Genomic DNA, 13474 nt, shown 5'->3' with positions numbered 1-13474 from the left:
TCCATGTCTTTGCTGAATATCGCCATTGCCGGCGCCGGGATCGGTGGTCTGACCGCCGCCATTGCCCTGCACCGTGCAGGCCATAACGTCACCGTGTTCGAACAGTCCAAAGCCTTTTTGCGGGTCGGAGCCGACATCAACCTGACACCTAACGCCGTGCGTGCCCTGGATGGGCTGGGTGTCGGTCCAGCAGTGCGTATTCCCGCTGCTCGTCCCACTCACCGGATCAGCCGGATGTGGGACAGCGGCGTGGAAACCTCGCGTCTGGAAATGTCTGACGCCGCCGAACAGAAATACGGCGCGCCGCAACTGACCATCCACCGCGCCGACCTGCTGGCCGCGCTGGCCGACGTCTTCCCACAAGAACAGGTGCAGTTTGGCAAGCGCGCCGAGCGCGTGTTGCAAACCGCCGACGGTATCGAATTGCACTTCAAGGATGGCAGCCGCCACGTCACCGATCTGTTGATCGGCGCTGACGGCATCCATTCGGTGGTGCGCAATGCGCTGTTCGGTGATGAGCAACCGCGTTTTACCGGAGTGGTCGCCTACCGCGCCGTTGTGCCGGCCGACAGCGTCGCGCATGTGCCGGACATTCAAGCGTTCACCAAATGGTGGGGGCCGACCCCGCAAAGCCAGATCGTCACCTTTCCGCTGAATCAAGGCCGAGACATTTTCATCTTTGCCACCACCGCACAGGACAGCTGGCATGAAGAGTCCTGGACCAGCGCCGGGGATGCCGACGAATTGCGTAGTCACTATCGGGACTTCCATCCGGATGCCCGTGCCTTGCTCGATGCCTGCAGCGACGTGTTGAAGACCGCGCTGTATGAACGCGATCCGTTGCCGTTCTGGTCCAAAGGTTCGATGACCCTGTTGGGCGACGCTTGCCATCCGATGATGCCATTCATGGCTCAAGGGGCCGGCCAGGCAATCGAAGATGCAGTAGTGCTCGCGCGCCATCTGCAAGGACTGACCAGCACGGCTCGGATTGCTGATGCTCTGCAGGCTTACCAGCAGGCGAGACTGCAACGCACCAGCCAGATCCAGATCGGCTCGCGTGGCAATCAATGGCTCAAGGACGGCGGTAACGCCGATTGGGTTTACGGCTATGACGCCTGGACAGTGCCGACACCGAACGCGGCCTGACGTGAAACGGGCATCGGTGAAAGCTCGCCGATGCCCTCGTATGACTTTATTCCCGTGCGCGAAATGATCCGCGAACGGGTACGCAATGGAGGTCGTTGAGATGAGCAATACCGAACCCTACCTCGAGCCGCATCAGGCCCGCAAACGCCCGAATACCCAGTTCGAAGAGTTGCTCGGCGACTCCATCGAGCGCGCCTTTGGCAACGGAGTGACCGAGTTGCCCGCCCTGCTCGCGCACCTGAACCTGGCCGGACCGCCCTGCCCGCTGACCACCGGAGAGTGGACGGAAGACGCCTATAAAACCCTGATGGCTCGGCTGGGCGAATGACCCGCCGGAGGTAAATAAGAAATGAATATGAATACAACCGTCGATCCTGTTGAAAACCTCCTGGCCAATGGCTTGAAAGACCTCTGGTTTCCGGTCCTGCCCTCGGACCAACTGGGCGAAAAGCCGGTGTCGATCCGTCGACTGGGCTACAAGATTGCCCTGTGGCGTGACAACGACGGCAGCGTCCATGCCCTGGAAGATCATTGCCCGCATCGCGGCGCACCGTTGTCTCAGGGTCCAGTGCTGGGTGACCGGCTGCAATGCCCTTATCACGGCGTCGAAGTGCGCTGCGACGGCACCGTCACCAAAGTCCCCGGCAGCCCGGGTTGCAAACTCGAGGGCAGTCGCCCGACGCGGATGTTCCACACCCGTGAAGCTGCTGGCGTCATTTTCCTCTACAACGCCACCGAAGCGCACATAGACATCCCGCCGGAACTGATGTTACCCGAGCAACTGACCTCCCCGGAGTGGAGCAGCTTTGTTTGCTACACCGAGTGGAAAGGCGATTACCGCTACGTGATCGACAACGTCATGGACCCGATGCACGGCACCTATCTGCACAAGATGTCGCACTCCATGAGCGAAGGCGAAGCCACGGCCAAGTTCGTCACTCGCGACACCGACAACGGTTTCTTTTTCGAGAAAGAAGGCCAACGCGGCGTCAACTTCGACTGGACCGAATTCATGGACAACGGCTGCCACTGGCTGCGTCTGGAAATTCCTTATCCGAAAACCGGTGGCCCGGGCGGCAACTTCACCATCATCGGCAGCTACACGCCGAGCAGCCGCGCCTTGTCGGCGGTGTTCCACTGGCGTTGCCGTCCGCTGACCGGCTGGCAGCGCGACACTTGGCGCTTCCTCTACAAAAACCGCCTGGAAGCACGGCACTGGGCCGTGCTGGAACAGGATCGGGTGCTGCTCGAATTCATGGAACCGGACGCCAACCAGCGGGAAAACCTCTACCAGCACGACCTCGGTGTGGTGCGCCTGCGCCGCTACCTGAAAAACGCGGCCAAGGCCCAACTGGAACTGATCGAAGCGAAGCAGCTGCCATGAACAAAGCTTTGCGTACTGTCGAAAAGAGGTGACCCATGTCCCATTCTTCCCCCATCACTGCTCGCGTGCATACCCTGCGCTATGAAGCCGAAGGCATTATCAGTGTCGAGTTGCGGCCGTTTGGTGACACCGTCTTCGCCCCGTTTGAAGCCGGCTCGCACATTGACCTGCATTTACCCAATGGCCTGGTGCGCAGCTACTCGCTGCTCAACTCGCCGAGCGATCAGGGCCGTTATGTGGTTGGTATCCTGCGTGATCGCAACAGCCGTGGCGGCTCGGAATATGTGCACGGACAATTGCGGGTTGGCATGCAGCTGCCGATCTCGTCACCGCGCAATAACTTCCAGCTCGACTTGAGTGCCCGCCACAGCGTGCTGGTGGCGGGTGGTATTGGCATTACGCCGATCTATTGCATGTTCCGCCAGCTGCTGGCGCTGGGAAAATCCGCCGAGCTGATCTACTGCGCCCGTTCGCGGCAGGAAGCCGCGCTGGTGGAAGAGCTCAGCGGCCTGGATGCCAAGGTGGTTTACCACTTCAACGACGAAAAAGGCGTGCCGCCCAACCTGACCGCGTATCTGGCGGATCAGCCCGGCGATACGCACTTTTATTGCTGCGGCCCGACGCCGATGCTCGATGCGTTCGAAAGCACTTGCGAAGGCCTCGGTTACCCGCATGCCCACATCGAGCGCTTCGCAGCGGCCGAGCTGCCACCGTCCGATGACGCGCAGAGCAGCTATAGCGTCGAATTGAAAAAATCCGGCAAGACGCTGTCGATCGAGCCAGGTTTGAGTTTGCTCGACGTCTTGCTTGAAGCGGGCTGCGACATCGAATACAGCTGTCGTGAAGGGGTGTGTGGTTCGTGCGAAACCCGTGTTCTGGAAGGTGACATCGACCACCGCGATGGCGTGCTGACCAAAGCCGAACGTGCAGCGAATAAATCGATGATGGTATGTGTATCGGGATGCAAAAGTCGGCGACTGGTGCTTGACCTATAACACTTTCATTCAATTTCATACGTTAAACAGGCCGACATTATTGTCGGCCTTTTTTATGGGCCGTGGAGTAAAGACGCACAGTTAACGTGCAGTTTCGTTACCCCTGGAAGCCCGCGTTTCACGGGCAATACAAGAAAATTTGTTCCCCATATAAACAATTGTTTTTATTGGATTTATTAGCATGAACAATCTGCATGAAGCAGTTGGCATAGTTTCTGCTCTATAAATAATAAGTTCATATGTCATACGCCGTATCACCTACGAAACAGTAAAACAAAAAACGCACTCAAGTACCGCAACACTGGAAGTCGTCCGTCCATTGCCATTTTAAATGGCAGCGGAAAAGTGTTGCCGGTCACTTTGTAGCGCACAACTTTGCAGGGGAGTTCACATGAAGAAGTACGTTATATGTCTGGGACTGATGATGAGCAGTTGCGTCAGCTTCGCAGGCGAACCCGGACCCGCTGCACCCGAGACATCGAGCACCGCGAAAAAGCCTTTTCCGCATATCGCGTGGCGCAGTGATGATGGCGAAAGCAGTCTGGACATCGGCGGCGCCTTGCGGACCAACTACCGCGACGAGCATTGGGACACCACCGAAAACAACGGCCGGTTTCTCTTCGACACCTTTCGCCTCGACGTAAAAGCGACCTACAAGAACCTGTTCAGTGACGTCGGCTACTGGTTCCAGGATGACGGCAAGCGCTCCGTCGACCACGGCTTCGTCGGCTATCGCCTGAACAGTAATTCAAACCTGCAACTGGGCGCACCGCTCAAGCCATTCGGCCTGGAACCGTACCCACAGTTCGGTTGGAGTTATCACCTGCCGTTCTTCATGGGCTACGGCGTCAGTGCCGGTACCGGTTTGAAGTACAACTACAAGGATCAGGACTGGGATGTGCAACTGGGCTTCTTCCCGCGCATGTTGCCTTCTGATATTCGCTACTCGCCGGAAGTCGGGCGCTTTGCCGACCTCAAGGACAATGCGATCCCCTTCACCCAGTCACGCCAGGACAACGAGAAGCACAACCAGGTCAACGCCCGGGTCGCGCGGACCTTTATCAACGACGGCTGGAAAGCTGAAGTGGGGGCCTCGGTGGCCGCCGCCCAACTGTACAACGCCACCACCAAAGACGATGGCGACTACTGGGCTGGCGGCATTCACGCCATCATCAACGCTGGCCCATGGACCGTCAGCACGCAGGGCATTCGCTACGAGTACGACCCGAAAAACCCTGCCGGCGTCAGCAACGACTCGGTGCTGATGGGCGGTAATGGCCTGACGCCCGCGTACCTGATTGCCTCCAAAGCCACCATTGGCTCGCTGAACGTCAGCTACGATATCCCCACACCAAAACTGGGGCAGTTGAAGAAGATCAGGCTCTACAACGACTACAGCCGCATGAGGAAAGACCAGAAAGATTGGGACGACTCGCAGATGTACACCGTCGGCGCACAGTTCCTGGCCATGCCGATCATGGCTTGGGTTGACCTGACCTGGGCGAAAAACGCCAACCCCTACGGCGGCGCGGAAAACGGCACTGGCTTTACCAACACCAGTTCAATCGGCAGTAATAGCTGGTACTACCGGACGAACATCAACATTGGGTATTACTTCTAACGCCCGAGAGAAGAAGGCGATTTATCCATACAACTCAGCCCGCCGATCCCGATGCAAGTCATTACGCTCGCTGATCCGCTTATTACGCGCTTCAGCGAGGTTCAACGACGCCAACAACATCTGCTCGCCGCCCTGCTCCGCCGGTCCGGCCAGCGGATAACCGTCGGCGTCGACGATGACGGAGCCTTGCACCCAACTCACCCCGCGCTCGTGACCATGCCTGTCACACGCGGCGATGAACATCCGGTTCACCGAGGCATTTGCCTGAACCCGCACGACTTCCGTCGCACGCTCCGTTGGCGGCCGAGGCCCATCGGGCCAGTTGACCGGGGCACACAGCAGGTCTGCGCCGGCCAGTGCCGGCAGGCGCACCCACTCGGGGAATTCCAGGTCGTAGCAAATCAGCATGCCGATTCGTCCGTGCACCGTTTCGACAACGGGCGGTGCGGCATTGCCGGCACTGAAAATTTCATTCTCGGCATCCCACAGATGCGCTTTGCGGTACACCGCGCGCAGGCCTTGGGCATCGATCATCGCGGCGCTGTTGGCCAGTTGATTGCCTTCCAGCCGCTCGCAAAACCCGCCCACCACGACGATGTTCAGCTCTCGAGCCAACGCCTGCCACAGGCGCAAGGTGGGTCCGTCGACTGCTTCGGATAAGGACAGGGCTTCATGGCGGTCAGCGAACAGGTAGCCGCTCTGAACCAGTTCGGGCAACACCACCACTTGAGCACCCCGGAGTGCCGCCGAACGGATCGCTCGTTCGGTCAGCGTCCGGTTGAAGACGAGGTCGCCTATTTTCGGGGCCACCTGGCAGCAGGCGACCACGGTATTTTTTGCAGTGCTCAACGCCCCGCCTCCACAGGTTGATGGGCCATGGCGACAATGTCGCGCTCGGTCATCGAGTCGATGACCCGCCGTTCGTATTCAAGGTCGATCGAACGGCTGAGGAGGTAATAAGTCAGGCCCGACACCACCAGCCCCACCAACCAGGCGATGTCCACGCCCTCAAGCATGCGCGCCAGAGGCCCGACGAACACCTCTTTGTTGGCGGCGGCATCGAAGATGTAGAAGAACGGCACCATCGCAGCGAAGCCGATCAGGTAGGAAGCGATGCCGCGAAATTGCCAGGCGCCGTAAATGCCGTTCGGCGTGAAGAAGTGCGGGATCGCGTAGCGGCCTTTGCGCACAAAGAAGTAGTCGACCAGATTGACGGCGGTCCATGGCACGAGGAAGTACAACAGCAGTACCAGGAAAGTATTCAACAGGGCGATGCCATCGCCTTTGATCGACAGCACGCAGGTCAACAGAATGACGCTGATCACCGAGATCGACATGACTCGGGCGCGAGGTGTCGGCGTTATTTTTTTGATCGAATCAGCGCCCGTCAACAACGTCAGCATGGCGCTGTAGGTGTTGAGCGCGATGATCGGCAGGAAGCCTGCCACCGAGACAATCACCAACACGTTGCCCAGGCCAGGAATCATCGAGGAACCGACCTGATTCAGCGCCACCAGCGCATCCGCCGCTTTCAACTGCTGGGCGAGCCAGGCGCCGAGGCCAATCATCCAACTGCCCGACAACGATGCGCCGATGAACACTGCGGCGATCAGTTTCGGCCGGCTGGTGTTTTTCGGCAGATAACGGGAATAGTCAGAAACATAAGGCGCATAGGAAATGTTGTAGCTCGCGCCGATAGCAAACAGGGTGGCAAACGCAACCCAATTGAAACCCAGGTCGGTCGCGGGCGTAACGCCCTCCTGGCCCGCACCGAACATCAGCGCAATGGTGACCAGCGCATACAGCGGCAAGGTGGCGAGCAACGCCCACTTGAAGGCTTTGTGCATCAGGTCATGGCCGTAGATCGACAGCAACGCGCCGATCAGCACCACCGCCACGGCAACAACGGTCGGGTCGATGCCAAACACATGTTCGAGCCCGTTCATGATCAATGAGATGTTCACCACATTGAAACCGACGAACACAAACATCGTTGCCATCAAGGCCAGGATCACCCCGCGATAACCAAACTGGGCGCGGGACTGGATCATTTGCGGCAAACCCATCTCAGGACCTTGCGAACCGTGGAAGGCCATGAAAATGGTACCGAACATAATGCCGAGCGCACCGGCCAGCAACGTCCACAACGCGGACAATCCGAGGCTGGGGCCGACAAAACCGATGGAAATGGTGAAGAAGTGAAAGTTGCCCAAGAACCAGAAAGGGCCCTGGCTGCTGAGTTTGGCGTGACGTTCATTTTCCGGGATGTAATCGATCGAGTGGCCTTCGATGGCCAACCCGTTACTCGCCTCAATGACGTGCGCAGACTGTGGGGACCCTGACATACGATTGTTCCTATGCTGGTAATTGTTGTTTTTGTGGGCAGAGCGCCGGTTTCCCTGCAATGTATGGGGTTGGTCAAGGCTATAAAATATCGCAGGCACACTGTTTACATAGATTTACGTCTATGTGAGTGGGGATCGGGGGTACGCATGCTGGGAACTGTATCGGAACTGGATCTTCGGTTGATCCGGGTATTTTTGACCGTCGTTGAGGCCGGTGGGATTTCCGCCGCGCAGAACGCGCTCAACACCACACAACCAACCATCAGCGCGCAATTGGCGACGCTGGAAGCGCGAGTGGGATTTCGTCTGTGCGAACGTGGGCGCGGCGGGTTTTCGGTGACGCCCAAGGGCACCCAGTTTGTCGATGCAGCCCGTCGGTTACTGGCGGCGGCTGAAGGCTTCCGGGTAGAAGTCCAGCATATCAATCGCAAAGTCTCGGGCAACATCAACGTCGGCCTGCTCGGTCAAATCGATCCCGCTGCCAACGAAAAAATCGCCTTGGCCATTGCACATTTAAGGGCTCGGCATGAGGGCTTGTATTTCCACTTCACGGAGCTGTCGTCGTCACTGCTGGAAGAAAAAATCATCAATAGCCACATCGATCTGGCAATCGGTTATTTCTGGCACCGCTTGCCCAGCATTGATTACTTTCCGTTGTTCCAGGAAACCCAGATCGCCTATTGCGCCCCCGCTCATCCGCTGTTCGGGCATGTCGGTGAACTGACCCGGGAGGACGTCGGTGAATACGATTGGGTATGGCCCAGCCACCCCCTGCCGGAAATGCCCGCCCCCGCGTCCATCGAGCGCTTGACGGTACTGACCGACAGCATGGACGGTGCCGCCCTGCTCATTTTGTCGGGCCAGCATCTGGGCTTTTTGCCGCAGCACTATGCGGCGAAGCATGAGCAGCTTGGGCGATTGCACCCACTCAACCCTGAACGGTTGCGCTATGAGGTCGGCTTTCATGCGGCCGTCAGGCATTCGGCGCGCCAGAGGGATCTGGTGAGCGCTTTCCTGACTGAATTGATTGATGTTTTTGGAAGCGCGTAAAGGCGCAAGCGACTGGCTCGGGGGTGGTGCCGGACCTGGGGACTGCTGCTAGCCCAGCGCGAGCAAGCTTGCTCGCCACAGGGGATGGCGGTGATTTCAGAGGTCGATTTTTTTGCAGGGCAATACGTCAATTCGTGATACGGAACCGGTCAGGTGCGCCAAATCCTTGTTGTGCTCGGCAATGATGTCTTCAGCGGTGAGGTTGCCGTTATCGACGGTGGAGTGCGCGTCAGCCGCAAGTGCCACGTCGTACCCCAGTTCGCGCGCCTGGCGCACGGTAGCGTTAACGCAATAGTCGGTTTGCAGGCCACAGATGATCAGGCGTTCGACCTCTTCCTTGAGTAACAGCTTTTGCAGGTTGGTCTGGTAGAACGAATCCGGGGTGGTTTTGCGCACGCGCAAGTCTTGAGGTGACGTTTCCAGGCCGTCGGCCAGTTGCCAGTCTTCGGACCCGTGCTTCAGCAGTTCGTCCTCCTCGTGCTGGATAAAGATCACCGGAACGCAGGCTTCGCGGGCCCTGGAGCTCAGGCCATTGATGTTCTCGATGACTCGCTGGATATCAAAGCATTCGTACTTGCCAGCGCACAAACCTTGTTGGACATCGATGATCAGCAGTGCGGTAGTCATGGTTCCTTCCTTGATAGGTCTGTGGATCCGAGGCGGATTTCGAATCCCCCCCTTTGTAAAATGTAGCAGCTGCCGAGCCTGCGAGGCTGCGTTCGGCTGCGAAGCAGTCGTCAATCCTGTGCCTGCGGTTTTCCTGAAGGGCCACAGGGTCTGAATTCACGACTGCTTCGCAGCCGAACGCAGCCTCGCAAGCTCGGCAGCTGCTACAGGATCGGGGCCACCCTGAAGAGTTCGGATAGCCCCGGAGCTGCCTCAATAACCGAGTGACAACCCGGTATTGCGACGTGGGTCGTTCGCTCCATAGAAACGGTTCTTGCCCACCGGTTTGCCTTCCAGCGAAGGTGCTCCGACGAGAATCGCCGCGACATGGTTGGCGTCTTGAGGACCTGTAAACTTGTGGCCCCAGCTTTCGAGGATTTTCACCGTATCCGGACTGGTGGTGAACGTTTCCAGGTTGGTGGTTTCCGGCAACCATTGCTGGTGGAAACGCGGCGCATCGACCGCTTCCTGGATGTTCATCCCGTAGTCGATCACGTTGAGCATGGTCAGCAAGGTAGCGGTGATGATGCGACTGCCGCCGGGGGTGCCGACAACCATCACGACTTTACCGTCCTTGGTGACAATGGTCGGACTCATGGACGACAGCGGTGCCTTGCCGGGAGCGATGGCATTGGCCTCGCCTTGCACCAGGCCGTACATGTTCGGTACGCCGACTTTCGAGGTGAAGTCGTCCATTTCATCGTTGAGGATGACCCCGGTTTTGCTGGCCATGACGCCAGCGCCGAACCAGTCGTTGAGGGTGTAGGTCATCGACACCGCATTCCCCCATTTGTCGACAATGGAGAAGTGGGTGGTGTTGCTGCCCTCATGCGGCGCTACGCCGGGTTTGATCTCGCTGGACACGCCAGCCTTTTGCGGTTGGATAGCGGCGCGCAGTTTGGTGGCGTAGTTTTTGTCCAGCAGGTGGGCGATCGGATTTTTCACGAAGTCCGGGTCGCCAAGGTAACTGTTGCGGTCCACATAAGCGTGGCGCATGGCTTCGATCTGGTAGTGCATACCTTGGGCCGAGTGGTAACCCAGGTCTTTCATCGGGTAGCCGTCGAGGATATTCATGATCTCGCAGATCACCACCCCACCGGAGCTTGGCGGTGGTGCCGAGACTACGTGGTAGCCGCGGTAATCGCACTCGATCGGGGCCAGTTCGCGAGTCTTGTATTTGTCGAGGTCAGCCTGGGTGATGATGCCCTTGTTAGCCTGGCTGGAGGTGACGATGGCGTCGGCGACCCAGCCTTTATAGAAACCATCGGCGCCCTTCTCGGAGATTTCCCGCAGGGTTTTGCCCAGGTCCTTTTGCACCAGTTTCTGGCCGACCTGCATCGGCTCGCCGTTGCTCAGGAAGATCGCGCCGGAATCCTTGATGTCTTTCTTGAACACGTCGGTGGCGTAATCCAGCAAATCCACATCGCCTTGTTCCAGCACAAAGCCTTCTTCGGCGAGCTTGATGGCCGGGGCGATCACCTCTTTGCGAGGTTTAGTGCCGTATTTCGACAGCGCCAGTTCCATGCCTGACACAGTGCCCGGTACACCGACGGCCAGGTAGCCGCGCGTACTCAGGTCTGGAACGACATTGCCCGCCTTGTCGAGGTACATGTTTGCGGTCGCGGCCAGCGGCGCTTTTTCGCGGAAGTCGAGGAAGGTCTTGCGCCCATCCGCCAACTGAATGGTCATGAAACCACCGCCACCCAGGTTGCCCGCCGCGGGGTACACCACCGCCAGCGCATAAGCCACCGCGACGGCGGCATCGACGGCGTTGCCACCGTTCTTGAGCACGTCCACGCCGACGTGGCTGGCCAGATGCTGGGCGGTGACCACCATGCCGTTTTCGGCCGCGACCGGGGCCACGGAGGCCGCGTATGTGCTGAGACAGCTGAGCGCCAATGTGGTCGCAATCAGGGTTTTGGCAAAAGGTTCAAACTTCATGAGTCGGTCTCTTTTTGTTTTTAGGCTCTGTACAAAAACAGAGGGGACGGTTCAAGAGCACAGGCAAGTATGGCTCGGATTGCGTATTGCGCCTCCCCGTCGAGGCAGTATGCTTGCCCCATTCAGTACTTCTGCGGAGCCCGCCGGCATGTCCTTCACCTACACCTTCCTCGCCTCCCCGGTGGGCGAGCTAAAGCTGGTAGCGAATGGCTCGAGACTGGTCGCCATCCTCTGGGAAAACGACAAACTGAACCGGGTACGGCTTGGCCCCATGAGCGAGGCCGCGGACAATCCGATCCTCTTGCGCGCGGCACAACAATTGAAGGAATACTTCGCTGGAACCCGCAAATGTTTTGAACTGGAACTGGACTTTGCCGGGACGGATTTTCAGAAAAAGGTCTGGGCGGCGCTGTTGACGATTCCGTTTGGCGAGACCCGCAGTTATAGCCAGATTGCCGAACAAATCGGCAACCCCGGAGCGGTCCGGGCAGTGGGCGCGGCGAATGGCAAAAATCCGATTTCGATTGTTGCGCCGTGTCATCGGGTGATTGGCGCGTCGGGGAAGTTGACGGGGTTTGCCGGGGGGCTTGAGGCGAAAGCGTTGTTGCTAACGCTTGAAGGCGGGCAATGGGGTGGAACTGCACGCCTCGACGGCTTTTGATCTTTGTAGGAGCGAGCTTGCTCGCGATGGTGCATCAGCTACATTGATGTCGACTGACACACCATCGCGAGCAAGCTCGCTCCTACAAAGATCGGATTCAGGCGAAGATGTTTTTCATCGCCGCGTACTGCAGCAACATGATGGTCTTCGCATCGCAGATTTCCCCGCGATAAAACGCTTCAAGCGCTTCCTCGAACGTCCACTCCAGCACTTCCAGCTCTTCTGTTTCTTCCTCCAGCCCACCGCCTTCGCTGACCTTCGAAGTGGCGTCGTATTCGGCAATAAAAAAGTGCAGCTTTTCGGTCACCGAACCAGGGCTCATGTAGGCCTCGAATACCTTCTGCACGTGGTGCACACGGTAACCCGTCTCTTCCTCCGCTTCACCGCGAATGCGCTCTTCAGGCGCGGCGCCCTCGAGCAGCCCCGCCGCCACTTCGATCAGTAAACCGTCGTGGCCGTTGACGAACACCGGCATTCTGAATTGCCGGGTCAGGACGACGGTTTTCTTTTCCCGGTTGTACAGCAAAATCGCCGCGCCGTTGCCACGGTCGTAGACCTCACGGGTCTGACGCTGCCATTCGCCGTTGTTGCGCAGGTAATCAAAGGTGAATTTCTTGAGCAAGTACCAGTCGTGGGACAACACCTGAGACTCGATGATGTTGACCCGCTCGGCTGTGTTCGACATAACAACGCGTCCTTATTTCGTCGGAAGGCCCGAATAGTAAGCGAAAAACCCGCTCAAGAAAGCTGAGCCTGATACTCCTTCACATATTGCCCGGCGAGCGTCTCTTTCTGCTTGGCGGCTTAGGTCGACGCCGTTATCGAACGCCATCGGCGGGATGTAGAAATGCCGTTCTTCGGCGGTTTCGTGAGCCTGGAGTTCGGACTTGAGTTGTTTGTAAGCCTCGACCCGTTCCGGGTTATCGCCGCTGGTCTGGATCAGCGCGTCGGCGTAGGAGCGTTGACGGTCATGGCTTTCGCGCAGTGCTTCAAAAATGTTCAAGGAATGTGGCCCTCATCGGCTGCGTTCTGGAATGACGCTGTTTAGGCTAGACATCCGCGCGTGAGCGGCGGTTCCGCCAGAGGGACTGGAACAATGACCGCTGGCCGCGATAGGCTTGGTCTGCAGTTCCCTCATAACCATAAGGATTTAGTTGATGAACCTGCGAATCGAACGATCGCAAAACCCCACGGATGAAGAGGAGCAGGCGATCCTCCTGCCGTTGCGCGCTTATAACGCCTCAAAGGCGGGTGTCTCCGTCTCAGAGCCGATTGCCTTGCTGGTCCGCGACGAACACGACGAGATTCTCGGCGGTCTGTATGGCCGCATTTTTTATCAATGGCTATACGTCGAATTGCTGTCGGTGCCGGAACAGGCCCGGGGCCAGGGCATGGGCTCGAAATTGATGCAGATGGCCGAAGCGCTGGCCCGGGAGAAGGAATGCATCGGGATCTGGCTCGACACCTTCGACTTTCAGGCGCCTGGGTTTTACAAAAAGCTGGGCTACAGCGAGTTAGGCCAGATCGTTGACTACCCGCCGGGCCACAAGCGCTTCTTTTTCCAGAAGCGCCTGACCTGCTGATCAAAGTACAGAAACCTGTGGGAGCGAGCCTGCTCGCGAAGGCGGCGCGTCATTCGACATCAATGTTGAATGATAAATAGCT

The 13474-nt window shown here is 58.2% G+C and carries 13 protein-coding genes and 1 pseudogene; 8 read left to right on the top strand and 6 right to left on the bottom strand.

Features of this window, described 5'->3' with window-relative positions; all coding sequences use genetic code 11:
- Positions 1-3 precede the first annotated feature (3 nt).
- The 5 genes from ACM6IR_RS19115 (at position 4) to ACM6IR_RS19095 (ending at position 5146) form a co-directional block, all read left to right on the top strand.
- Entirely contained in the window at positions 4-1146 is a 1143-nt protein-coding gene (locus ACM6IR_RS19115) for an FAD-dependent monooxygenase (protein ID WP_414909137.1), read from the top strand.
- Positions 1147-1246: 100 nt separating this feature from the next.
- Positions 1247-1474 (top strand): recombinase-like helix-turn-helix domain-containing protein, encoded by a 228-nt coding sequence (locus ACM6IR_RS19110; protein ID WP_414909136.1) that lies wholly within the window; start codon positions 1247-1249, stop codon positions 1472-1474.
- Between the two features lie 21 nt (positions 1475-1495).
- Entirely contained in the window at positions 1496-2530 is a 1035-nt protein-coding gene (locus ACM6IR_RS19105; RefSeq protein ID WP_414909135.1) for a Rieske 2Fe-2S domain-containing protein, read from the top strand.
- A 35-nt stretch (positions 2531-2565) separates the two neighbouring features.
- Entirely contained in the window at positions 2566-3525 is a 960-nt protein-coding gene (locus tag ACM6IR_RS19100; RefSeq protein ID WP_414909134.1) for a PDR/VanB family oxidoreductase, read from the top strand.
- Positions 3526-3916: 391 nt separating this feature from the next.
- Positions 3917-5146, top strand: a complete 1230-nt coding sequence (locus ACM6IR_RS19095) for a hypothetical protein (protein WP_414909133.1) — start codon at positions 3917-3919, stop codon at positions 5144-5146.
- Between the two features lie 21 nt (positions 5147-5167).
- Here the strand turns inward: ACM6IR_RS19095 and ACM6IR_RS19090 are convergent, their stop codons facing one another.
- Positions 5168-5995, bottom strand: a complete 828-nt coding sequence (locus tag ACM6IR_RS19090) for a nitrilase family protein (RefSeq protein ID WP_414909132.1) — start codon at positions 5993-5995, stop codon at positions 5168-5170.
- Positions 5992-7491 carry a purine-cytosine permease family protein gene (locus ACM6IR_RS19085; protein ID WP_414909131.1) on the bottom strand — a complete coding sequence of 500 codons (1500 nt, stop codon included), beginning with the start codon at positions 7489-7491 and terminating at the stop codon, positions 5992-5994. Before ACM6IR_RS19085 ends, ACM6IR_RS19090 begins: the two co-directional genes overlap by 4 nt.
- Before the next feature lie 147 nt (positions 7492-7638).
- Between ACM6IR_RS19085 and ACM6IR_RS19080 the strand changes: the two genes are divergently transcribed.
- Positions 7639-8541 carry a LysR family transcriptional regulator gene (locus ACM6IR_RS19080; protein ID WP_414909130.1) on the top strand — a complete coding sequence of 301 codons (903 nt, stop codon included), beginning with the start codon at positions 7639-7641 and terminating at the stop codon, positions 8539-8541.
- Between the two features lie 96 nt (positions 8542-8637).
- Here ACM6IR_RS19080 and ACM6IR_RS19075 read toward each other — a convergent pair whose 3' ends face one another.
- Both ACM6IR_RS19075 and ggt read right to left on the bottom strand, forming a co-directional pair.
- Positions 8638-9168: a cysteine hydrolase family protein gene (locus ACM6IR_RS19075; protein ID WP_414909129.1), complete on the bottom strand. Its 531-nt coding sequence runs from the start codon at positions 9166-9168 to the stop codon at positions 8638-8640.
- 252 nt (positions 9169-9420) lie between these two features.
- Positions 9421-11148, bottom strand: a complete 1728-nt coding sequence (gene ggt / locus ACM6IR_RS19070; RefSeq protein WP_414909128.1) for a gamma-glutamyltransferase — start codon at positions 11146-11148, stop codon at positions 9421-9423.
- A gap of 148 nt (positions 11149-11296) precedes the next feature.
- Between ggt and ACM6IR_RS19065 the strand changes: the two genes are divergently transcribed.
- Positions 11297-11809, top strand: a complete 513-nt coding sequence (locus ACM6IR_RS19065) for a methylated-DNA--[protein]-cysteine S-methyltransferase (protein WP_414909127.1) — start codon at positions 11297-11299, stop codon at positions 11807-11809.
- A 97-nt stretch (positions 11810-11906) separates the two neighbouring features.
- Here the strand turns inward: ACM6IR_RS19065 and ACM6IR_RS19060 are convergent, their stop codons facing one another.
- Together ACM6IR_RS19060 and ACM6IR_RS19055 are read right to left on the bottom strand one after the other, a co-directional pair.
- Complete coding sequence (locus ACM6IR_RS19060; protein WP_414909126.1) at positions 11907-12494, bottom strand: NUDIX domain-containing protein; 588 nt, start codon at positions 12492-12494, stop codon at positions 11907-11909.
- 108 nt (positions 12495-12602) lie between these two features.
- Positions 12603-12812 (bottom strand): annotated as a pseudogene (locus tag ACM6IR_RS19055) (hemerythrin domain-containing protein); the annotation flags it as partial.
- A 154-nt stretch (positions 12813-12966) separates the two neighbouring features.
- Between ACM6IR_RS19055 and ACM6IR_RS19050 the strand changes: the two are divergent.
- Positions 12967-13392: a GNAT family N-acetyltransferase gene (locus ACM6IR_RS19050; RefSeq protein ID WP_414909125.1), complete on the top strand. Its 426-nt coding sequence runs from the start codon at positions 12967-12969 to the stop codon at positions 13390-13392.
- Positions 13393-13474 lie beyond the last annotated feature (82 nt).

Origin of the sequence: Pseudomonas sp. IT-P253, from assembly GCF_949768125.1 — a bacterium.
GTDB lineage: Bacteria > Pseudomonadota > Gammaproteobacteria > Pseudomonadales > Pseudomonadaceae > Aquipseudomonas.
Note: the sequence above shows the minus strand (reverse complement) of the source record. Positions and strands in the feature narration are given on the sequence as shown.